Genomic DNA, 20,730 nt, shown 5'->3' with positions numbered 1-20,730 from the left:
CGAATCCGCAGCTCAAACCGATAGACGAGGGTCGGTCCTCCGGTCGATGCGGGTAGATGAACTCTTGGTGACGACTGCTCCTGGCGGCTTCCGGCACCCGGGAGGGCACGTCCCGGGTGATGGGCCGTCCGGCCGCCGGGACAACGGTGCTGGCGGACCCGCACCACCCGGTCGGGTACGACGGATATCCAGCGCTTCCCATAGACAAACGTGAGGCCCTGGCGTCGTACACGTCGGCCAGATGCGCGGTGATCTCCCCGGTCGTCAACCCTTTGGCGTACAGGGACAGGATCGCCTCGTTGAACCCGTCCAACCGGCGGGCGTGCTTGGGCACGGTCCGCGGGGTGAACGACCCGGTCCGGTCCCTCGGGATCTGGATCCGCACCGGGCCGGCGTCGGTCTGCACCTTTTCGCCCCGTGACCGTTACGGATGTTGGCCCGCTGGCCGGTGGCCTGGTCGACACCAACGGTGTCGAGGTGGGCATCCATCTCGGCGACCAACGCCGATTCGAGCACGGTACGGGTGATCCCGGCGAGGAGCCCACCCGGACCGACCAGGCACACCCCGTCGGCGGCGGCCCGCTCGACCAACTGCTGGGCGAACTCCCGCTCCGCTTTCGTCGACCGCGGAAGCTGAGCCGCGTTCTTGTTGTCTGCCATGACGTGGTCCTTCCTGGACAGGATCGACGTCCTGTCCAACGGACCGCACCCAGGTCAAACACGGAAATCTACGCAGTCCCCACCTGCCCGCCTCTAGCGGAGGTTGGAGCTGTCTGCTCCGGTCTGCTGGCGCCGTGCCGCGTGTGACTCACCTCTTCGAGGGCTTGGCGTTGCGCCGGGCTGAGGCGGTCCGGTCCGGTGGTGATGGTGTAGGTCTGGGGAGCGATGGTCCGCAGGACGAGCGGATCGGCGATGGCTGGGTGAAGGTGGATCGCGTCCAGGGCGGCGGTGAGGCGGTCCCGGGGCCAGTCGAGTGCGGTGGCCAGTGTCGTGAGGGTGAGCGGTCGACCGGCGTGCACGAGTGCGGCGAGCACGGTCAGCGCGTCATGAACGACGGGCTCGGCGAGCATGCTGCCACTCATCTGCCGGCTGAGTCGGGCGAAGAACTGGCCCATCCTGCCCAGCCGAGCTCCGGCGGTCGTGTCGGCTCCGAAGATCTCGATGCCCTGCTGCGCGGCCACGGCGATCTCGCCATGTGCGCTGGTGTCGGACTGCCACGCCCGGAGCCAGACGTCGTCATCGATGACGTACCGCTCCCGGCGCCCACCGGCGTCCGGTCGGCGCACCACCAGGTCCATGGCTTCCAGGTAACGGATGGATTTGGACACCGACGCCGGACTGACCTGTAACCGGTGCACCAGCTCAGCGGACGTCAGGCCGCTGGCGTCGGCGATGAGCAGGCTGACGAACACCCGGGCAGTCATCCGGGGTAGTCCGGTGGCGGCCAGCAGGGTTGCGAACTGGTCCACGAAGCCCCGGACCACCTCGGCGGCCTGCTGGTCGGTCGTCGCCTCGGACGGTCGAGGCTTGCGTCGGCGAGCACGGTGGCCGGCGGCCTGCTGGGCGTGCCCGGGCAGGTAGGCGCCGGGTGTGCCGTTGCGTGCGACCTCGCGGCTGATCGTGGAGGTCGGGCGGCCGAGCCGGCGGCCGATCTCGGCGTACCCGAGTCCGTCGGCCAGCCACGCCGCGATCTGGCTGCGGTCCTCGTGGGTCAGCCTGCCTCCTGGCATCCGGGCCTCCCTCCCTTGCGTTCATTCACACTACATTGCAACGGCTCGGATCAGGAAATTGCATTCACTCACAATCCTGTTGCAACTATTGGCCTCTAGTCTGGGTTTCATATGCCCACAATGTTGACGGACTCTGAAATGCAACGTAGCTTTCTGCCTGCCGAAAGAGAGGGTGACGATCGTGCACGTGCTGGCCGTATCGACGGTGTCCGACAACAGCAGGTTCTGGAGTGGGCTGAAGAAGGCGCACGCCGCGCTCCCCAAGGGCGCCAAGTGGAAGGTTGCGGTGGCGAGCAGGGACGGGGCGAAGGCGATCAACATCATCACCCACGACTCCATCGACGGCGTGCGGGAATTCTTCGAGACGCACGCGGGCGCCTACGCCACGACGGAGTACTTCGAAGCGGACGCGGCGAACGCGGTGGGTCTCCCGCGATGACGCTCGACGCGCCGCGGATCCAGGCTCGGGTCGCCGAACTCCTGGCGGAGTACGGCATCCCGAGCGCCGCCATCGGTGTGCTCCACGACGGGAAGGTCGTCGAGTTCGCGGTCGGGGTCAAGAATGTGGAAACCGGGGAGGCCGCCACGATCGACACCATCTACCAGTGCGGCTCCATGACCAAGACGTGGACCACGCTGGCCTTCATGCAACTCGTCGACGAGGGAAAGGTCGACCTGGACGAGTCGGTGCGGACGTACCTGCCCGGCTTCGGGGTGGCCGACCCTGAGGCGAGCGCCAAGGTCACCCCGCGTCACCTGCTCCACCACACCAATGGCATCGAAGAGGCGTACGGCGATCCCGGCGAGGACGACGACGTGTACGAGCGCATGGTCGAGAACATCGCCGACGCGCCCCAGGTATTCCCGCTCGGCCACACCCACGGCTACAGCGCGGCCCTGGGATACGCGATCCTCGCCCGGATCCTCGAGGTACTCGACGGCAAACGCTGGGACGACATCATGCGAGATCGTCTCTTCGATCCCATGGGCCTGACCAGCACGGGCAGCCGGTACGAGCAGGTGGACGAAACGCGGGCCGCGACCGGGCACCTGATCCGCTCCCTGGACGAGGGTCCGATCGTCACACCGGTGGACCATCTGCCGCGCGCCTTCGGGCCCGGCGGCAACATCACCTCGACGATCCCGGACGTGCTCGCGATGGCGTACGTCTTGCTCAACGAAGGCGCAGCGCCGAACGGAAAGCGCATTGTCTCGGCCAAGAGCATCCGGGAGATGATGCGTTCGCGAGTTCCCCTACCGGATCCGTACATGTTCGGGTCGCACTGGGCACTCGGCCTCATCCTGTGTGACTGGCACGGTGAAACGGTCTACGCCGCCGACGGCAGCACGATCGGCCAGAACGCCCGGCTCCGGATCCTGCCCGAGTCGAACACCGCGATCGCGATGCTGACCAACGGCGGACCCCGGGAAAGCTTCTACCGCAAGGTGTTCAACGAGATCCTGGTCGACCTCGGCGCAGTCACCATCCCGGACCTGCCCGTGCCGGACCCGGCGCTGCACCTCGACCTGTCCCGGTACGAAGGCGTCTACGAGCGCCCCGGCACCCGGTTCGAGCTGTCCACCGACAGCGGAACGCTCCGCCTCACCCTGGTCCTCGACCCGATGCAGGCAGAATTCCTCCGGAAGCCAGACCGCATCAGCTACGAACTCCAGCCGGTTAGCGAGACACACTTCCTGATGCCGCCGGCGGACCCGTTGGACGACACCCAGACGGTCGCGATCTACGACTTCACCGACGGTGCTGCCCGATACCTCCACACCAACTGCCGGGTACATCCGCGTTCAGGTTGACGCCTGTGCTCGACCACGTAGTCGCGTAGGTCGTCACGCAGCCCATCGGCGTAGACGCTGGCCCGGTTGCGCAGGTGCGGCATCCGGTCCGGACTGTGGTCGCCGGCCTGCTCGGTGATCGTCCGCCATTGACCCGAGTAGCAGGCCACCGGCCCACGGTGAAGTGGTACCGCGGTACCACCTCCCTTCCAGGATCGACGACCGCGGTACGACGAGACACGACGGAGTAGGTCCTAGCGTTCAGGCTACGAAGAGACCTCGCCACCACTCGACCTCTGGCAAGCGACGGGCCGGCCATGTCGCGCCACGCCCGTGCACCGTCGACTCCGCACGGAGCTGTCATGACCCTTGAGGACGAACTCCTCGGCCTGTTCCACGAACTCACCGACTCGCACTACGCAGAACAGCAAAAGGAGCCCATCGCATGAGACCGATCGAGCAAGGCACAGCGAAACCGTTGATTGGGCGCCGCAGCTTTATCACTCGCGCGGCCGCAATCGGCGCTGGCGTTGGATTGTCCGCGGCGGCACTCGCGTCATGCACCGACGACAAGGAGGACCCGGAAACCTCCCTCAGCGAGAAAGACATCGCGCTTCGTGACCAGGATCTGAAGTTCATCGGCACGGAGGAGACCTTTTCGACTCCCACGTTGTTGCAGCTGAACTCCATCAACGAGGATCACATAGCGTTCCTTGAGGAGATCGGTCTTTCGGATCTGGGCGAACGCCGCATCGGCGATATGGACGAGGGGGGACTCAATGTTCAAATCCTCTCTGCTCATACGCCGTCCGTGCAAAATGTCCCTGGGCAAAGGGGCATCGACCTTGCCTATCGTCTCAACCGGCAACTCGTGGAAGGGCCAATCGCCAGTTATCCGGGCCGTTTCCAGGCTTTTGCCACTTTGCCCTTGCAGAGCCCGGAGGCGGCGGCGGACGAACTGGAACGCTCGGTTAAGCAAGACGGTTTCTTGGGAGCACTGACCAACGGGCACATCGCGAAGAAGTTCCTCGATCATCCCGATTTCGAGCCTGTGCTGGCGCGCGCCGAAGCTCTCGATGTGCCGATCTACCTGCATCCCGGCTATCCAGCTGACGAGATCTTCCAGATCTACTACAGCACCACACGGTCTCAGTACACGGAAGAGTACCAGGACTACATTTTCAGTGGGTCTGGATATGGCTGGCACCAGGAGGTGCTGACCCAATGCATCCGGATGATCGCGTACGGCGTTTTCGACAGGTTCCCCAAACTGAAGGTCATCATCGGCCATATGGGCGAAGGTCTTCCCTTCTACTACGAGCGGATCGTCGGAGACATGGGCGAGCCGACCGAAGACTCGCTGGAGAAGCCCTTCGGGCAGTACTTCCAGGACAACTTCTGGTTCACAACCAGCGCGTTCTTCCAGGACAATCTGCTCCATCTCTTGCTGAAATACATCAGCGTAGATCGCGTGATGTTCGCAACCGACTATCCCTTCGCAAGCATCAAAGAAGGAACCGACTGGTTCCGGGCAGTCAATCTTCCGCGTGAGGACAAGGAAAAGATCGCGTTCCGAAATGCCGAGAATCTGTTCAGAATAAAGGTCTGACGCATCGGGCCTCACCGAGGCATCCCGCTTGTCCAACCCGACTTGGGCAAGTTGGTGCGTGCCCTGGATGGCGTCGAGGGCGGTGCGGAGGTCGTCGGGTCGGTCTTGGACATCTCAGACATCATCCCCACCTGACCGAACCTGACCGCTTAACGGCGTGGGGCTGTCAGCTGGAGCTTGCGGGCGTTTGGCCCGGGGACGCTGTGGCATTGGTCCTGGCGGACCTGGCGGAGCCAGGGTGTTGACGGGCGTGACGTTCAGCGTGTTCCGCTCCACCCATGGTGATCAGGTACTTCGGTTGACGGGTCCAGCGGGTTGACGGCATGGGAGTGGCATGTGCGCGGTTCCGCGTCTCGCCGAGCGAGGGGCGAAGTCCGCGTCGCAGTTCCGGAGTTGGGGAGCCTGCCGGTATTGCGCCCGGACAGTGGGCCGCACGAGGGTGCATGGCTTTGCAGGCCGGGTACCCAGCTGCACTGCATCGCACTGCGCAGTGCGAAGGGAGCGAATCATGAATCGTTTGCGGGGGAGGGTGGCGCTTGTCACCGGCGGGGCTAGCGGGATCGGGCGGGCCAGTGCCTACAGGCTGGCTGACGAGGGCGCGGGGGTGGTGGTTACGGACATCCAGGACGAGGTCGGGCAGACGGTAGCGGCCGAGATCTGTGACGGTGGCGGCCGAGCGTTCTTCGTCCATCATGATGTTGCCGATGAGGCCGACTGGCAGGTGGTGGTGCGCCGTACGGTGGACGAGTTCGGTGGGCTGGACATCCTGGTCAACAACGCGGGCATCGGCGATGTCAAACCGATCGAGGAGACCACCCAGGCGGACTACGCCCGAACGGTCGCGGTGAATCAGACCAGCGTTTTTCTCGGGCTGAAGGCCGCGGCGGAGCTGCTGAAGGTCTCCGGTCACGCATCGGTGATCAACATTAGTTCGATCTTTGGGAGTTGCGGCGGGTTTGGAGCCTCGCCGGCATACCACGCCGCCAAGGGAGCGGTTCGGGTTCTGAGTAAGAACGCGGCCCTGCACTGGGCGCAGGATGGGATTCGGGTCAACTCGGTCCATCCCGGCTTCATCGACACCCCGATCCTGGATCCGGCGAAGGTCGCCGATATGGAGAAGACGATGGTCGACCTTACGCCGCTCGGGCGGCTGGGTCAGCCGCCAGAGGTGGCCGCCTGCGTGGCGTTCCTCGCCAGCGATGACGCGTCGTTCGTCACCGGCTCCGAGTTGTATGTCGACGGCGGCTATCTTGCCCGGTGAGGTGGGCGAACGCGCGTCGTGCAGTCGCCCTCTGGCCGGGCCGGCGTAGGCGGGGGTCGAGCGGCACCGTTGAACAGTGGCCAGATGATGGCGCGGATCACCGCGCGTCGGCAGACCGCCACGCTTGCCTACCGGGCGGGCCCGGGCATCGCGCGATTTGCTCCACGAGCCGTCGTGCCGACGATGCCGGGGGCCGCGCCGCGGGTCATCTGAGAGCCGTTGCCCAGCGCCAGCAATGCCTCCCGCGTCCCCTCGGCGGACGCGTCGAAGCCCTCGTAGCGCAGCAGCCACTCGTCACCGGTCAGGCAGCACAGCCCGCACGAACGCTCAGCCGTCGTGGGGTCGCGGGAGGTCACATCAGGGAGCGACGCAGTTGAGTGTCTGATCGGATCACCACGATCGGACAGTGCGCGTGGGTCAGGCAGGCCCGGCTGATCGACCCGAGCACCAGTTCGGTCAGTGTGGGCCGTCCTCTCGTGCCGAGTACGAGAACGCGACCGGTCATCGCGCCGCCCTCCGTCGCGAATCGGGTTGCGTGATGGCGTCGGTCGCCTCGTGGGCGGGAACGACCATCACCAAGCGGTGCACTCGATGCAGCGTGCTCATGGCGACGCTACCGAGCATGATCTCGCGGATTGCGGAGCGTCCCCGCGAGCCGAGGACCATCACCGCCGCACGGTGGTCACGAGCGGCCCTGGACAGGGCGTCGGCGACCGCGGGGGGAATCCTCGTGCCGGCTGTGCACGCGCAGCATCGCCGTTTCAGGCGCGTTGGGCAGGACGGGCGGGTCGACGTCTTGGTCGACACTGGTCACCGACAGCGTCCTGGCCGACATGGAAGCCTGGCGGCAGCGGCCCCTGGACCGGAACTGGTTTCCGGGGGATGGTTCGAGGTCCCATAGACAGACGTGAGGCCCTGACCGGCATTCCTGCTGGTCAGGGCCTCATCTTTGTCGGGGTGGCCGGATTCGAACCGACGACCTCTTCGTCCCGAACGAAGCGCGCTACCAAGCTGCGCCACACCCCGAGCGTGCCGAGCAATACTAGCCCACCACCCCCCACGGACCAATTCGGTATCCCCGTGCCGCGCCCACAACTAGATCTTGGTAGCTGCTGGCCCTCAGGATAGCCCTCAGGAGGGCCGATAGTTACCAAGATCGAGAGGGTCAGTGGGGGATCAAGGTGAGGAGGGTGGCTTCGGGGGGGCAGGCGAAGCGGATGGGGGCGGTGGGGTGGGTGCCGAGCCCGGCGGAGACGTGTAGCCAGGCAGTCGAGTCCGGCCAGCGGTGTAGGCCCTTCGCCATCGACCGGGGCAGCTCGCAGTTGGTGACCAGCGCGCCGAAGAACGGTAGACAGACCTGGCCACCGTGGGTGTGGCCGGCGAGCAGCAGCTCGAACCCGTCTGCGGCCATCTGGTCGAGAATCCGCGGCTCCGGCGAATGGGTCAGCCCCAGTGCCAGGTCGGCCGCCGGAGACACCCGGCCGGCGACCGCCGGGTAGTCGTCCCGCTCGACGTGCGGGTCGTCGACGCCGACCAGCTCGATCGTCCGGCCGCCGGCCTTGACCGTCGTCCGGGCGTTGTTCAGGTCGGCCCAGCCGGCGCCGGTGAGGACGTCCCGCAGGTCCTCGTACGGCAGCTCGACGCCCTGTACGTACTCTCGCTCGGGCAGCAGGTAGCTGAGCGGGTTCTTCCAGACCGGCCCCCGGTAGTCGTTGGAGCCGAAGACGAAGGCGCCGGGGAAGTCCAGCAGCGGCTGCAGGGCGCGCAGCGTGCCGGGCACCGCGTCCGGGTCGGCCATGTTGTCGCCGGTGACCACCACCAGGTCCGGGTCGGTGGCCGCCAGCGAGGCTACCCAGCGCTGCTTGCGGCGCTGCTCCGGCATCATGTGCAGGTCGCTCAGATGCAGGATGCGCAGCGGCTCGGCGTCGGCGCCGAGCATCGGCACGTCGAACCGCCGCAGGGTGAACAGGTTCCGCTCGACAAGTGACGCGTACGCCAGGGTGGCGGCGCCGGCCGCGACGGTGCCGGCGGCCAGACGTAATACCGTGCGCTTCCGCATGCTGCCCAGGGTAGTTTGACCGACCATGGGCACTCTGAAGGACCTCCTCACCGCCGACATGCGGACCGCGCTGAAGGCCCGCGACGAGCTGACCACCTCGACCCTGCGGATGGCGCTGGCCGCCGTCGGCACCGCCGAGGTGGCCGGGAAGGCGAAGCGGGAACTCTCCGACGACGAGGTGCTGGCGGTGCTGACCCGGGAGGCGAAGAAGCGCCGCGAGGCGGCCGCCGCGTTCGCCGACGCCGGCCGCACCGAGCAGGCCGCCAAGGAGATCGCCGAGGGTGAGGTACTTGACCGTTACCTGCCCCGCCAGCTCGGCGACGAGGAGCTGGCGGAGCTGGTCGCGGGGGCACTCGCCGCGGGCGGCTTCAGCGGCAAGGCCCAGATGGGCCCGGCCATGAAGGCGGCCCAGGCCGCGGTGGCCGGCCGGGCCGAGGGCGGCCGGGTGGCAGCGGAGGTACGCCGTCAGCTCGGCTGACCCGCGCCGTAGACGCCCGCCGGGGACCCGCCGTGTGGCTGGCCCCCGGACGGGCGTGGTGCGTGGTGGTCAGCGGCCGGGGCGGCCAGGTGGTCGGCCCGGTGGCTGTTCGGGCTGGTCGGGGGACTGGTTGGCGCCCTTGCCGTTGCTGACCTCGATCATCACCGGGCCGCCCTTGATGGTGCGGCCGCTGGGCGTGGTGCCGGCGGCGGTGCCGGCCGGGCAGCTGGAGTCGACGGGGGTGCTGAGCACCTCCGGGACGAAGCCGGCGCCGCGGATCCGGGACTTGGCGGAGTCGAGGGACTGGCAGCGGACGTCGGGGATGGAACGCTGGTCACCGTTGACGATCTTGCCGCTGGGCGGCGTGAACTCCTTGCCTGGTTTGCCCTTCATCGCGTCCCGCAGCGTCTCGTAGACACCCGGGTTCACGATGTTGTGGGACATCTCGGCGGTCGTCTGGGCCCAGTCCGGGTCGGTGAGGATGCCGGCCACCGCGAGCTGCTTGGTCATCACCACCAGCGACGCGCTCTTCTCCGAGTCGGTGGTGCCGCTCTTGCCGGCCACCGGCTTGCCGACGATGCCGCGGACGTTGCCGGCGGTCGCGGTCCGGCACCGGGTGGTCGACGAGCGGTCCCCGACCGGGCACCGGGCGACGTCCACCGCGGCGCGGGCCACCTCGGTCTTGATCGCCTGGTTGCACCGCGGGTTGGCGACGTCGAGCTTGTTGCCCTCCTGGTCGCGGATCTCCTGCACCGGGATCGGCTCGCAGTACTTCCCGTCGGCGGCCAGGGTGGCGTACGCGTTGGCCAGGTCGAGCGGGGTGGTGGCGGAGACGCCCAGGGTGAAGGCGCCCCACTGGTCGACACCGTTGGCGGCGAACCGGGCGTCCGCGCCGGACCGGAACTTGATGCCCATCCGCTGGGCGGCGTCGACCACCTTGCCGGTGCCGACCTGTTCCTGCAGCGGCACGAAGAAGGTGTTCACCGAGAAGCCGAAGGCGCTCCACATGTTGTGCTCGCCGGCCATGCTCGCGCTGGCGTTCTTCGGGCAGTACTTGTTGGTGCCCGGGCAGGCGGCCGGTGCGTTGTATTCGAGGATGTAGTTCGACTGGTAGACCGGCTTGGCGTTGATCGAGGTCGCCAGCGGGTAGCCGTTCTCCAGCGCGGCCACGACCGTGAAGATCTTGAACGCGGAGCCGGCCTGGTAGCCGGTGATGTCCCCGCCGCCGGTGAGCAGCGGGTTCGTGGTGTTCGGGTAGGTCCCGCGGATCTTCTTGCGGGCCTTCGCCGGGTCACTGGAGATCTTGTTGGCCGGCTTGTTCGGGTCGTCGAGCTTGTAGTTGCGGTTGACGGCCAGCGCGCGGACCCGGCCGTTACCGGGCTCGACCCCGGCGACCATCAGCGCGTTCTTGTTGCCGGTCTTCAGGTTCCGCTCGACCGAGTCCTTGGCCGCCTGCTGGGTCTTGACGTCCAGCGTGGTGACGATGCTGTAGCCGCCGCTCTTGAGCCGCCGTTCCCGGTCGTACGAGGTGGCGCCGAAGGTCTCCTGATCCATCCACCAGCGGTAGAAGAAGTCGCAGAAGAAGCCCCAGTGGTTCTTGTTCGCCGACACGCAGCCGTTCGGCGTGCGCTTGTCCTTGACGGTCAGCTTGACCGCCTTGGCGGTGGCGGCCTCCTCGGGCGTGATCGCGCCGATCTCCACCATGTTGTCGATGACGTAGTCGCGGCGCTGCACCGCCTGCGGGTAACCGCTCTTGGTGGTCGGGTCGAACGCCGAGGGCGCCTTGACCATGCCGGCCAGCATCGCGGCTTCCTCGATCTTCAGGTCCTTCGGGTGCTTGCCGAAGTAGACCTGGCTGGCGGCGAAGACGCCGTACGCCTGGTTGCCGAACGGCGCGAGATTGAGGTAGCGCTCCAGGATCTCTTCCTTGGAGAGGTCCGCGTCGATCTGCATGGCGTACTTCATCTCGCGCAGTTTCCGGGCGCTGGTGTCCTCGGTGGCCGCCACCACGTCCTGCGGGTGGGTCGCCGAGTAGGCGATGGCCAGCCGGACGTACTGCATGGTGAGGGTGGAGGCGCCCTGCTGGGTGGCGCCGGCGCTGTTGTTGGCGACGAACGCGCGGGCCACGCCCTTCATGTCGACGCCGTTGTGGTTGTAGAACTCGTGGTCCTCGGCGGCGATGATGGCCTGCTGCATGATCGGCGAGATGTCCTTGAGCGGGATGTCCCGGCGGTTCTCGTCGTACATGGTGGCCAGCGGCGTCTTGCCGTCGGAGGCGTACAGATAGCTGATCTGCGGGGCCTTCTTGACGGTCAGCTCGCTGGGCAGCTTGTCGAAGGTCTCGGCCCCGGCCTTGGCGGCCAGGCCGGAGAGCGCCACCGCGGGGAACGCCGCGGCGGCCACGACCACGCCGGCCAGCAGGCCGCAGATCAGCAGCGACGCGGCGTTCGTCAGCAGGTGGTGGTCACGCTTCCGCATCCAGGTCACCTCGCCAGGGTACGGGAGAGCGCGCGACAAGGCACCGAGGGCGTCTCCGGCGGATTTCCCCATTTCCTGTGGGCGGCCGGCCTCGTTGTGCTAGTCGCAAACCCCTGGCGTGCGGTTGCGGTCTCTCGTTGCCGAGTCTCCCCCCTTCGGTGGGCCTCCGCAGCGTTTTCGGCGATCGAGGCCGGGTAGGTACTACTGGCTTGCTGGACGAAAGGCCAGGCTTGTCCGGATTAATGGATTTGCCAGACAACGTTGCGTAATCAGTTAACTACAGAGCATGATGGTTCGGCGAGCAATCGCATGTTGCCCGTGGTGCCTCGGGGGAGGTTGTCGCGGGTGACCCGGGGGGTTGATGCCTGGCGGCCGGCTGCAGGCCGGCGGCTGGACTGCAAGGGGGGACAGGAACAGATGGGCATGATCACAGACTGGCCCACACTGGCGGCGTGCCAGGACGGCGACCCTGACGCGCTGTTCGTGCAGGGCGCCGAACAGAACGTCGCGAAGCGGATCTGCCGGAGCTGCCCGGTGCGGTACGAGTGCCTCGCGGACGCACTCGACAACCGCATCGAGTTCGGCGTGTGGGGCGGCATGACCGAACGGGAACGGCGGGCTCTGCTGCGCCGGCACCCGCAGGTCGCCAGTTGGCGCAAGATGTTCGAAGCCGCGCTGCGGGACAAGGAGAAGTCGCTGGTCACCGCAGGCTGATCGCGGCGCCGATCGTGCGTAGCCCGTCGACGTCATGCACGTCGGCGGGCTGTGCCGTGACCGCCACGGTCGGCACCTCGGGGAACGCGTCGGTGAAGACCCGGGCCACCGCGCGCTCGCGTACCGCCTGCTGGGCCAGCGCGGCGTGCGCCCGCAGCGTCTCGACGGTGCTCTGGTGGCCACCGAGCTCGGCCAGCCGGGTCGCCGCCGCCAGGCTCTGCTCGACGGTGGGCGTCTCGACGACCGTCCGGTGCACCCGGTTCAGGACCAGCCCGACCAGCGGCATCCGCTCCTCGCCGAGCCGCCCGGCGAAGTAGGCGGCCTCCCGGACCGCGTCCGGCTCCGGCGCCGCGACCAGCAGGAACGCCGTCTCCGGCGCCTGCAGGACCCGGTACGTCTGCTCGGCGCGCTGCCGGAAGCCGCCGAACATCGAGTCGAAGGCCGCCACGAAGCCCGACAGGTCGGTGAGCAGCTGCGCGCCGAGCACCTTCTGCACCACCCGGGAGAACATCCCGAAGGAGGCGGTGACCAGGCTGAACATGCTTCGCCCGCCGCTGCGGGCCGGGGCCATCAGCAGCCGCAGCATCCGGCCGTCGAGGAACCGGGAGAGCCGGGCCGGCGCGTCCAGGAAGTCCAGCGCCGACCTCGACGGCGGCGTGTCGACCACGATCAGGTCCCACTCGCCGCGGGCGTGCAGCTGGCCGAGCTTCTCCATCGCCATGTACTCCTGCGTACCGGCGAAGGTGGAACTCATCGCCTGGTAGAAGGGGTTGGCGAAGATCTCCGCCGCCTTCGCCGGGTCGGTGTGCGCGAGCACCACGTCGTCGAAGGTGCGCTTCATGTCCAGCATCATGGCGTGCAGCTCGCCGCCGCTGGCCTCGACGTCGATCCCCTTCACCTGGCGCGGGGTGTTGTCCAGCTCGGTCAGCCCCAGCGACTGCGCCAGCCGGCGCGCCGGGTCGATGGTGAGCACGACCGTCCGCCGCCCGTGCCGCTCGGCCGCCCGCAGCGCCAACGCCGCCGCGGTGGTCGTCTTGCCCACCCCGCCCGCCCCGCAGCAGACCATGATCCGTACGCCCGGGTCGGCGAGGATCTGGTCGACGTCCAGGCGCGGCGCCGGGTGATCAGTTGGCACGAACCGAGCGTATCGGCATTGGCACGCCGGCGACCGGTGGCAGCGGCCGAGTGTGAGTCAATCGGCGCTGTCCGGCCGGCCGGCGTCGGCTCCGGCGAGGCGGCTGGCCAGGGCGTCCAGGCCGGCCCGGTCCACCCCGTCGGTCAACAGCGGCAGCTCGGTCAACGGCAGCCCCAGCTCCAGCAGCTCCGAGCGGAGCGACTCCTCCAGCGCCCGTCGGGTGGCCTGGTCGCGGGCCTCGGCGTGCAGCCCGGCCACCGTCGCCCGGTCGGTGGGCAGCCCGGCGGCGGCCAGGCCCCGGCGCAGGTCGGCCTGGGTGACCCGGCCGGCCAGGGCCGGCGGCCGGGTGCCGTTGACGATCACCCGGCCGACCGGGATGCGCAGCTTGGTGAGGTCGGCGACGGCGTCGACGGTCTCCTGCACCGGCATCTCCTCCAGCAGGGTCACCACGTGCACCGCGGTCATCGGGGACCGCAGCAGCGCCGCCACCCCCTCGCTCTGGGTCTTGATCGGGCCGACCTTGGCCAGCCGGGCGGTCTCGGCGGTGACGTTCAGGAAGGGGCCGATCCGGCCGGTGGGCGGGGCGTCGAGCACCACCGCGTCGTACACCCGGCGCCGGTCGGCCGTCCGGGTGGTGGCCTCCTTGACCTTGCCGGTGAGCAGCACGTCGCGCAGCCCCGGCGCGATCGTGGTGGCGAAGTCGATCGCGCCGAACTTGCGCAGGGCGCGGCCGGCGGCGCCGAGCTTGTAGAACATGTCCAGGTATTCCAGCAGCGCCTCCTCGGCGTCCACCGCGAGCGCCCGCACCTCGCCGCCGCCGGAGACGGTGGCGATCCGCCGCTCCTCGTAGGGCAGCGGCTGGGTGCCGAAGAGCTGGGCCAGGCCCTGCCGCCCCTCGACCTCGACCAGCAGGGTCCGCCGGCCGCCGGTCGCCAGGGCCAAGGCCAGGGCGGCGGCGACGGTGGTCTTGCCGGTGCCGCCCTTGCCGGTCACCACATGCAGCCGGCTCGGCCACGCCGCGCCGAGCTGGTCCGCCAGTCCCTCGCCCGATCCCACCCGTCGAGCCTATCCACCCAGTTCAGCCCAGCCACCGGCGCCGGTCAGGCCACCTCGCAAACCCACCAACCCGTTTTCTGTACGACGGTGAAGCGGAGCTCCTGCTCGGAGATCTTCTCGTCGCCGGTTGTCATGATCAACTTGGCCGAGACGAGCGTGTGGTCGTCGTTCTCCTCGACCACCGCGGGCGGGTCCCAGCGGAAGACCGGGGACTGGTAGGTCTGCGCGTACTGCTCGACCTCGGCCACCTTGCGGTCGATCTCGGCCCGGTCCCGGGCCTCCCGGCAGACCAGGCCGGCCGCCGCGGCGGCGTCCTTGTCGGTGTAGACGGCGCGCAGGAACGAATCGACCGCGGCGACCGGGTCCGGCGCGCCCTCGCCATCCTCGGCGTCGCGCAACAGCAGGAAGGCGGAGAGGCCACCGCCGCCGCAGAGCAGCAGCACCACCGCCAGCGAGATCGAGGCGATCAGCAGGCCGCGCCGCTTCTTCGGCGGCACCGCGCCGGCCGGCGGCGGGTAACCCGGCCCGGCCTGACCGGGCGGCGGATACCCCGGCATCGGCTGGCCGCCGGGGTATCCGGACGCTGGCTGGCCGGGGGGATAGCCGGGCGTCGGCTGACCGCCGGGGTATCCGGAGGTCGGCTGGTTGCTGGGGTATCCGGAGGTCGGCTGGTTGCTGGGGTATCCGGAGGTGGGCTGGTTGCTGGGGTATCCGGAGGTGGGCTGGTTGCTGGGGTAACCGGAGGTCGGCTGGTTGCTGGGGTATCCGGAGGTGGGCTGGTCGCCGGGGTAACCGGAGGTCGGCTGGTTGCTGGGGTAGGCGGGCGGTGGCTGGGCGCCGGGGTACCCGAAGGGAGGGCCGGAAGGTTGGGCCGACGGCGGCGGGTCGCTGGCGGGCTGCCCGGTGGGCGGATCGGTCGCCGGTGGGCCGGCCGACCACGGGTCGCGAGGTGGCTGCGCTGCGCCGTCGCCGGGTGGCTGCGTCATGATCTTCATTCCCCCGCTGTGGGCCTGGCCCGCCGGTGGCCGGGTGGTCGGCCGGTCGTCGATGGAGCTGGCGCTGTGCACCTGCGTGGTGACGGAGCATAGGCGCTCGCCCGAGCGTGAGGGTAACGCCCTCCTGCCAGTCCCGGACCGGGCGGCCCGGGCGGCCCGTAGGCTGTCGCCTCAGAAGCCACGCCACCGTAGAGCAATGCCGCAGAAAGGGAGTCCGCAAGCGATGCAGAAGTGGGAGTACGCCACAGTTCCGCTGCTGGTGCACGCGACCAAGCAGATCCTCGACAACTGGGGCGAGGACGGCTGGGAACTGGTCGCGGTCATCCCCGGCCCCAACCCCGAGCAGTTGGTGGCCTACCTCAAGCGGCCCAAGTCGTGACCGGTCCGCACGGCAAACTCGCCGAGCTGGGGCTGAGCCTGCCCGAGGTCGTCCCGCCGGTGGCGTCCTACGTGCCGGCGGTGCAGTCCGGCCAGCACGTCTACGTCTCCGGCCAACTGCCGATCGCGGACGGGAAGCTGCTGGCCACCGGCAAGGTCGGCGACGGGGTCTCGGCCGAGCACGCCAAGGACCTCGCCCAGCGCTGTGCCCTCAACGCGCTGGCCGCCATCGACTCGCTTGTCGGCCTGGAGAACGTGGTCAAGATCGTGAAGCTGACCGGCTTCGTCGCCTCGGCGAACGGCTTCACCGGCCAGCCCGCGGTGATCAACGGCGCCTCCGACCTGTTCGGCACCGTCTTCGGCGAGGCCGGCCGGCACGCCCGCAGCGCGGTCGGGGTGGCCGAGCTGCCGCTCGATGCCCCGGTCGAGGTCGAGGTCATCGTCGAGGTGGCCTGACCGCGACCGAACGCGGGTTCGACCGAAACTCGCAACCGGATCGTCAGGGGCGGGTCGTACCATCGCAGCCATGGCCGGGCATGTGACCGTGCCGGTGGCGGCCTTGGCCGACCGGCTACCGGGGTGGGTGACGCTGCTGCGCGCCCCGAACCCGGGGCCGATGACGCTCGACGGCACCAACACCTGGCTGCTGCGCCGGCCCGGCGCCGACCGCGCCGTGGTGGTCGACCCGGGCCCACTCGACGAGGCCCACCTGGCTCGCATCGTCGAGCACGGGCCGGCCGACGCCGTGCTGATCACGCACGGGCACGCCGACCACGTCGAGGGGGCGCACCGGGTCGCCGAGCTGCTCGGCGGGATCGACGTGCTGGCGGCCGACCCGACCCACCGCCGGGGCACCGGCCAGTGGTCGACCGGCGCCGGGTTCCTGGCCGGCGGGGTGCGGATCACGGTCCTGCCGACGCCGGGTCACACCGCCGACTCGGTCTGCTTTCTCGCCGAGGTCGACCGGGAGCGGGTGGTGCTCACCGGCGACACCGTCCTGGGCCGGGGCACCACCGTGGTCGCCCACCCGGACGGCGACCTCGGGGCATACCTGACCAGCCTGGCGACGCTCACCGCGTACCAGGGGGTGGTGGCGTTGCCGGGCCACGGCCCGGCGCTGGCCGACTGCGCCGCCGCGGCGGAGTTCTACCTCGCCCACCGGCGGGCCCGGCTCGACCAGGTCCGCGCCCTGGTGGCCGAGGGGGTGACCAGCGCTCCGGAGCTGGTGGCCCGGATCTACGCCGACGTGGACCGCTCGCTGTGGTGGGCGGCCGAGTGGTCGGTCCGGGCCCAACTGAGCTATCTCGCCCGGCAGGGCACCGCGACCGGCCAGGATCAGGATCGGCCCGACCGGGAATCGGCACCCGGGGCCGGGCGGTTGGAACCACAGTGACCTGCCCGGTGTGTGGAACCGTCGCCGTGCCCGGCGCGCGGTTCTGCCACAACTGTGGCGCCGCGTTGCCGGCCGCGGCCACCCTGCCGGCCGCCGAACGTCGGGTGGTTACCGTGCTTTTCGGCGACCTGTCCGATTTCACCTCCTGGTCGGAGGACCTCGACCCGGAGCGGGTCGGCGCGGTCACCGACCGGGTGCTGGCCGCGCTGGCCGGCGCCGTGAAGACCTTCGGCGGGCACGTCGACAAGCTCACCGGCGACGGCATCATGGCCGTCTTCGGCGCGCCGGTCGCGCACGAGGACGACGCCGAGCGGGCGGTGCGGGCGGCGCTGTCGATGCAGCGGGCCGTCCGCCGGGTGCTCGACGACGAGCGCGGCGGCGGCGCCCCGCTCGGCCTGCGGGTCGGCCTCAACACCGGCGAGGTGGTCGCCGGCATCCAGGCGTCGATCGAATACACCGTCATCGGCGACACCGTGAACACCGCCGCCCGGCTGGCCGACGCCGCCGCGATCGGCGCGGTCTACGCGGGGGTCCGCACCGCCGGGGCCACCCGCCGGGTGGCCTCCTGGCGGCAGCTGCGACCACTGCGGCTCAAGGGCAAACGGGAGCCCGTCGAGGCGTACGAGCTGCTCGGTCTGCACGACGCGCCCGGCACCCGGTCTGGGATCGGCGACGAGGCACCGTTCGTCGGCCGGGAACCGGAGCTGGGCCGGGTCGCCGGCCGGCTGACCGAGGTGATCGACCGCGGGGAGCCCCGGCTGCTGGTGATGACCGCCGAGGCCGGGCTCGGCAAGACCCGGTTCGCCACCGAGGTCGAACGGCTGGCCGCCGGCTACGACGTGGCCCGCTCGTTCGGCGCCACCGGGCGCCGGATCACCACCCACGCCGGTGCCCGGGTGCTCTCCGTGCAGTGCGCGGCGTTCGGCGAACGGCGCCGGATGGCCCCGCTGGCCGACCTGGTCCGGGCCGCGATCGGGCTGCCCAGCGGGCCGGCCACCACGGTCACCCGGGCGGTGGTGGAGGAGCGGCTGCGCCGGCTCGGCCAGCGGCTGAGCCGGCACCGGCCCGACCCGCCGCCGGTCGCGACCGAGCTGCTGCTCGCCCTGCTCGGCTACAGCGACCCGCCCCCGGCACATCCCGGCGTGCCGGCGGAGACCGCCGAGTGGACCACCAGCGGCGGGACGCCGGACGCCGAGGCGATGCCCGCCGCCGTCGCGGAGCTGCTCAGCGCGCTGGCCGCCGAGACCCCGCTGATGGTGATCGTCGACGACCTGCACGACGCCACCCCGGAGACGACCGAGGCACTCGGCTTCGCGCTCTCCCGGCTCACCGGCCCGGTCCTGGTGCTGATGCTCGGCCGCCCGGAGCTGGTCCGCACCGCCGGGGCGCTGACCTCGATCGCCGACGCCGAGGTGCACGCGCTTCCCCCGCTGCGCGGCGGCGACGCGGCGCGGCTGCTCACCACCTACCTGCGGGGCGGCCAACTGCCCCAGGTGGACGCCGACCGGCTGCTCTCCACCGCCCAGGGCAACCCGTTCTACCTGGCCGAGCTGGTCACCCTGCTGATGGAGCGCGGCGCGTTGACGAGCGTCCGGGGCCAGGCCGAGGGCGCCGTCTGGCGGCTGACCCCGGGCTCGCTCGGCAGCCGGCTGCTCTCCCGCGACCTGGCCGCCGTGCTGGCGGCCCGGATCGACGCGCTCCCGCCGGAGGCCCGGTCGGTGCTGCGGGACGCCGCCGTCGTCGGCGACACCGTCCCGCCCGGCAGCCTGGAGGCGCTGCGGGAACGGCGGACCGGCCGGGACGGCCGGCCCACCGCCGTGGTCGCCGTCGAGCTCGACCGCGCCGTGGAGGAGCTGCTGCAGCGCCGGATGCTGCACCGGGGGCGCGACGGGTACGTCTTCGCCACGCCGCTGATGCGGGAGGCCGCGTACGCCGGGATCGGCAAGGCGGATCTGGCGGAGCGGCACGCCGCCCTGGCCCACTGGGCGGCCGGCCCGGACGAACCGGGCACACCCGCCGCTGGCGGACCGTCGGCCGGTGCCCTGCCCGCCGGCGAGCGGGACGCCTTCGTGGCGATGCACGTCGAACGGGCCGCCGAGCTCGCCGACGCGGTGGGGCTGCGGGCGGACGCCGAGGCGCGGGCCGTGCTGCCGCTCGGGGTGGCCGCCCTGAGCCGGGGCGCCCGCCGGGCCATCGCCGCCGGCGAGCCGGTGCTGGCGATCGAGTACGCCGAGCGGGCCGCCGCGCTGGCCGGCGAGTCCCTGCCCCGCGCCGAACGGCTCATCCACGCCCGGGCGTTGCTGCAGGTCGGCCGGCCGTCCGAGGCGCTGTCGTTCGCCGAGAAGATCGGCGCCAACGCGGGCGAGGACGCGGCGGCCCGGGCCGGTGCGCTGCTCGTCGCCGGGCAGGCGTACCAGGCGCTCGGTGATCAGGAGCGGGCTGTCGCCAGTTGGCAGGACGCCCTGCAGGTGGCGACCGCCGCCGAGCTACCGGGGCCGCAGGCCTCGGCGACCCGCCGGCTCGGCATGGCCGACTTCCTCGGCGGCCGGCTCAGCGCCGCGAGTAGCCGGTTCGCGGCCGCGTACCAGGTCAACCTGGCGGCCGGCGACCTGCGCGGCCAGGCCTGGTCGCTGCAGAACCTGGCCTGGGTGACCACCACCCGCGGTGACTTCGCCGGCACCGATGCCGTGCTCGGCCGCGCCGCCCGGATCTTCGCCGAGCTCGGCGATCCGGTCGGCCGGGCCTGGCTGCGCGGCTCGACCGCGTTCGCCCGGCTGCTCGCCGGCCGGCTGGCCGAGGCCCGCCGGCTGGCCCGGCTGTTCCTGCCGTTCGGGGAGCGGGTCGGCGAGGCGTGGGCGGTGGGTACGCTGCGCGCCGTCGAGGCGTACGCCGCCGCCGAACTGGGCGACCTGGCCGAGGCGGACCGGGAGGCCCGCCGGGCGTACCGGGATTTCGCCGCCGCCTCCGACGACTGGGGGCGGGGCTTCTCGCTGGTGGTGCGGGGGGCGGTGGCCCGCGGGCTGGGGGAGCCGGCGCACGCCGTCGACCTGCTCGGCGACGCCCTCACCTACGGCGAGCGCACCGGGCATCCGCTGCTGACCGGGATGGCGGGCACGCTGCGTGGCTTCGTGGCCCTCGACATGGGGGACGTGGCGGCGGCCGAGCGCGACGCGCGGGCCGTGCTGGCCGCCATCGAGCCGCACAACCCGATGGCGCCGGCCCAGGTCGGTCCCCGGGTGCTGCTGGCCACGGCGCGCCTGGCGGCCGGGGATCCAGCGTCCGCGGTCGCCCTGTTGGCGCCGGTCGCCACCACCGGCGGCACCGGGTCGCTGCTCTTCTCGAAAGGTCAGGCGTTGGCCCGGTACGCCTCGGCGTTGCTGGCGGCGGGCAGCCCGGACCAGGCCCTGGACTGGGCCCGCCGGGCGGTGCGGGCGCCCGGTGAGGACGTCCGCGGTCAGGTGCTCGCCGCCGAGGTGCTGGCCGAGGTGCTGGCCGCGACCGACCAGCCGGCCGAGGCGCGCGCCGTCGCCGACGAGGCGGTCCGGTTGGCGTACTCGACGGAGCAGGCCAGTGAGCGGGCCCGGGCCGAGGCGCTGCGCGACCGGCTGGCCGGTGGCGGACCGGTCGGTGGCGGATCAGCGGCGGTGCCGGTC

Annotated in this window: 15 protein-coding genes, 1 tRNA gene and 4 pseudogenes; 10 read left to right on the top strand and 10 right to left on the bottom strand. The window is 70.5% G+C overall.

Annotation, left to right across the window (positions count from 1 at the left end; all coding sequences use genetic code 11):
* Window positions 1-271: 271 nt before the first annotated feature.
* Window positions 272-385, bottom strand: a pseudogene (locus O7627_RS32055) (transposase); the annotation flags it as partial.
* Between the two features lie 343 nt (window positions 386-728).
* The gene (locus O7627_RS32050) at window positions 729-1,730 is read right to left on the bottom strand and encodes a helix-turn-helix domain-containing protein (protein ID WP_278097174.1); all 1,002 of its coding nucleotides are present in this window, start codon (window positions 1,728-1,730) and stop codon (window positions 729-731) included.
* Between the two features lie 172 nt (window positions 1,731-1,902).
* Between O7627_RS32050 and O7627_RS32045 the strand changes: the two genes are divergently transcribed.
* The 4 genes from O7627_RS32045 (at window position 1,903) to O7627_RS32030 (ending at window position 6,391) form a co-directional block, all read left to right on the top strand.
* Entirely contained in the window at window positions 1,903-2,169 is a 267-nt protein-coding gene (locus O7627_RS32045; RefSeq protein ID WP_278097173.1) for a hypothetical protein, read from the top strand.
* Window positions 2,166-3,542, top strand: coding sequence for a serine hydrolase domain-containing protein (locus tag O7627_RS32040; protein ID WP_278097172.1), 1,377 nt, complete (start codon window positions 2,166-2,168; stop codon window positions 3,540-3,542). Before O7627_RS32045 ends, O7627_RS32040 begins: the two co-directional genes overlap by 4 nt.
* A gap of 424 nt (window positions 3,543-3,966) precedes the next feature.
* On the top strand, window positions 3,967-5,130 hold the full coding sequence (locus tag O7627_RS32035; protein WP_278097171.1) for an amidohydrolase family protein: 1,164 nt from the start codon (window positions 3,967-3,969) through the stop codon (window positions 5,128-5,130).
* A 508-nt stretch (window positions 5,131-5,638) separates the two neighbouring features.
* On the top strand, window positions 5,639-6,391 hold the full coding sequence (locus tag O7627_RS32030) for a glucose 1-dehydrogenase (protein ID WP_278097170.1): 753 nt from the start codon (window positions 5,639-5,641) through the stop codon (window positions 6,389-6,391).
* A 367-nt stretch (window positions 6,392-6,758) separates the two neighbouring features.
* On the opposite strand, the pseudogene O7627_RS32025 reads toward O7627_RS32030, so the two are convergent.
* From O7627_RS32025 to O7627_RS32010, 4 genes and pseudogenes are all read right to left on the bottom strand, one after another.
* A pseudogene (locus O7627_RS32025) lies at window positions 6,759-6,884 on the bottom strand (universal stress protein); the annotation flags it as partial.
* Window positions 6,885-6,892: 8 nt separating this feature from the next.
* Window positions 6,893-7,217, bottom strand: a pseudogene (locus tag O7627_RS32020) (universal stress protein); the annotation flags it as partial.
* Between the two features lie 126 nt (window positions 7,218-7,343).
* A tRNA-Pro gene (locus tag O7627_RS32015) sits at window positions 7,344-7,417 on the bottom strand.
* A gap of 139 nt (window positions 7,418-7,556) precedes the next feature.
* Entirely contained in the window at window positions 7,557-8,450 is an 894-nt protein-coding gene (locus O7627_RS32010; protein WP_278097167.1) for a metallophosphoesterase, read from the bottom strand.
* 25 nt (window positions 8,451-8,475) lie between these two features.
* On the opposite strand from O7627_RS32010, the gene O7627_RS32005 reads away from it, so the two are divergent.
* Entirely contained in the window at window positions 8,476-8,928 is a 453-nt protein-coding gene (locus tag O7627_RS32005; protein ID WP_278097166.1) for a GatB/YqeY domain-containing protein, read from the top strand.
* Between the two features lie 69 nt (window positions 8,929-8,997).
* Here O7627_RS32005 and O7627_RS32000 read toward each other — a convergent pair whose 3' ends face one another.
* Window positions 8,998-11,406, bottom strand: a complete 2,409-nt coding sequence (locus O7627_RS32000; protein ID WP_278097165.1) for a transglycosylase domain-containing protein — start codon at window positions 11,404-11,406, stop codon at window positions 8,998-9,000.
* Window positions 11,407-11,823: 417 nt separating this feature from the next.
* Here O7627_RS32000 and O7627_RS31995 point away from each other — a divergent pair, with 417 nt between their 5' ends.
* On the top strand, window positions 11,824-12,120 hold the full coding sequence (locus O7627_RS31995; protein WP_278097164.1) for a WhiB family transcriptional regulator: 297 nt from the start codon (window positions 11,824-11,826) through the stop codon (window positions 12,118-12,120).
* Here the strand turns inward: O7627_RS31995 and O7627_RS31990 are convergent.
* Genes O7627_RS31990 through O7627_RS31980 form a run of 3 tightly spaced genes read right to left on the bottom strand, consistent with a single transcriptional unit; the run spans window position 12,107 to window position 15,297 of the window.
* The gene (locus tag O7627_RS31990) at window positions 12,107-13,255 is read right to left on the bottom strand and encodes an ArsA-related P-loop ATPase (protein WP_278097163.1); all 1,149 of its coding nucleotides are present in this window, start codon (window positions 13,253-13,255) and stop codon (window positions 12,107-12,109) included. The two genes, O7627_RS31995 and O7627_RS31990, sit on opposite strands and share 14 nt — an antisense overlap.
* A gap of 57 nt (window positions 13,256-13,312) precedes the next feature.
* Window positions 13,313-14,311, bottom strand: coding sequence for an ArsA-related P-loop ATPase (locus O7627_RS31985; protein WP_278097162.1), 999 nt, complete (start codon window positions 14,309-14,311; stop codon window positions 13,313-13,315).
* A 44-nt stretch (window positions 14,312-14,355) separates the two neighbouring features.
* Window positions 14,356-15,297 carry a hypothetical protein gene (locus tag O7627_RS31980; protein ID WP_278097161.1) on the bottom strand — a complete coding sequence of 314 codons (942 nt, stop codon included), beginning with the start codon at window positions 15,295-15,297 and terminating at the stop codon, window positions 14,356-14,358.
* Between the two features lie 232 nt (window positions 15,298-15,529).
* Here O7627_RS31980 and O7627_RS31975 point away from each other — a divergent pair, with 232 nt between their 5' ends.
* The 4 genes and pseudogenes from O7627_RS31975 to O7627_RS31960 all read left to right on the top strand — a co-directional run.
* Entirely contained in the window at window positions 15,530-15,685 is a 156-nt protein-coding gene (locus O7627_RS31975; RefSeq protein ID WP_239676687.1) for a DUF4177 domain-containing protein, read from the top strand.
* Complete coding sequence (locus O7627_RS31970; protein WP_278097160.1) at window positions 15,682-16,140, top strand: RidA family protein; 459 nt, start codon at window positions 15,682-15,684, stop codon at window positions 16,138-16,140. Before O7627_RS31975 ends, O7627_RS31970 begins: the two co-directional genes overlap by 4 nt.
* 70 nt (window positions 16,141-16,210) lie before the next feature.
* The gene (locus O7627_RS31965) at window positions 16,211-17,077 is read left to right on the top strand and encodes an MBL fold metallo-hydrolase (protein ID WP_278097159.1); all 867 of its coding nucleotides are present in this window, start codon (window positions 16,211-16,213) and stop codon (window positions 17,075-17,077) included.
* Window positions 17,074-20,688 (top strand): annotated as a pseudogene (locus tag O7627_RS31960) (adenylate/guanylate cyclase domain-containing protein); the annotation flags it as partial. The gene O7627_RS31965 and the pseudogene O7627_RS31960, both read left to right, overlap by 4 nt.
* Window positions 20,689-20,730: the final 42 nt, after the last annotated feature.

It is taken from the genome of Solwaraspora sp. WMMD1047, from assembly GCF_029626155.1.
Taxonomy (GTDB): domain Bacteria; phylum Actinomycetota; class Actinomycetes; order Mycobacteriales; family Micromonosporaceae; genus WMMD1047.
This window is presented reverse-complemented; position numbering and strand designations above follow the sequence as displayed.

Excerpts from the sequence above, each read along its gene's own strand:
- O7627_RS32050 (WP_278097174.1), bottom strand. The coding sequence starts at position 1,730 with ATGCCAGGAGGCAGGCTGACCCACGAGGACCGCAGCCAGATCGCGGCG.
- O7627_RS32040 (WP_278097172.1), top strand. The coding sequence starts at position 2,166 with ATGACGCTCGACGCGCCGCGGATCCAGGCTCGGGTCGCCGAACTCCTG.
- O7627_RS32035 (WP_278097171.1), top strand. The coding sequence starts at position 3,967 with ATGAGACCGATCGAGCAAGGCACAGCGAAACCGTTGATTGGGCGCCGC.
- O7627_RS32030 (WP_278097170.1), top strand. The coding sequence starts at position 5,639 with ATGAATCGTTTGCGGGGGAGGGTGGCGCTTGTCACCGGCGGGGCTAGC.
- O7627_RS32010 (WP_278097167.1), bottom strand. The coding sequence starts at position 8,450 with ATGCGGAAGCGCACGGTATTACGTCTGGCCGCCGGCACCGTCGCGGCC.
- O7627_RS32005 (WP_278097166.1), top strand. The coding sequence starts at position 8,476 with ATGGGCACTCTGAAGGACCTCCTCACCGCCGACATGCGGACCGCGCTG.
- O7627_RS32000 (WP_278097165.1), bottom strand. The coding sequence starts at position 11,406 with ATGCGGAAGCGTGACCACCACCTGCTGACGAACGCCGCGTCGCTGCTG.
- O7627_RS31995 (WP_278097164.1), top strand. The coding sequence starts at position 11,824 with ATGGGCATGATCACAGACTGGCCCACACTGGCGGCGTGCCAGGACGGC.
- O7627_RS31980 (WP_278097161.1), bottom strand. The coding sequence starts at position 15,297 with ATGACGCAGCCACCCGGCGACGGCGCAGCGCAGCCACCTCGCGACCCG.
- O7627_RS31975 (WP_239676687.1), top strand. The coding sequence starts at position 15,530 with ATGCAGAAGTGGGAGTACGCCACAGTTCCGCTGCTGGTGCACGCGACC.
- O7627_RS31965 (WP_278097159.1), top strand. The coding sequence starts at position 16,211 with ATGGCCGGGCATGTGACCGTGCCGGTGGCGGCCTTGGCCGACCGGCTA.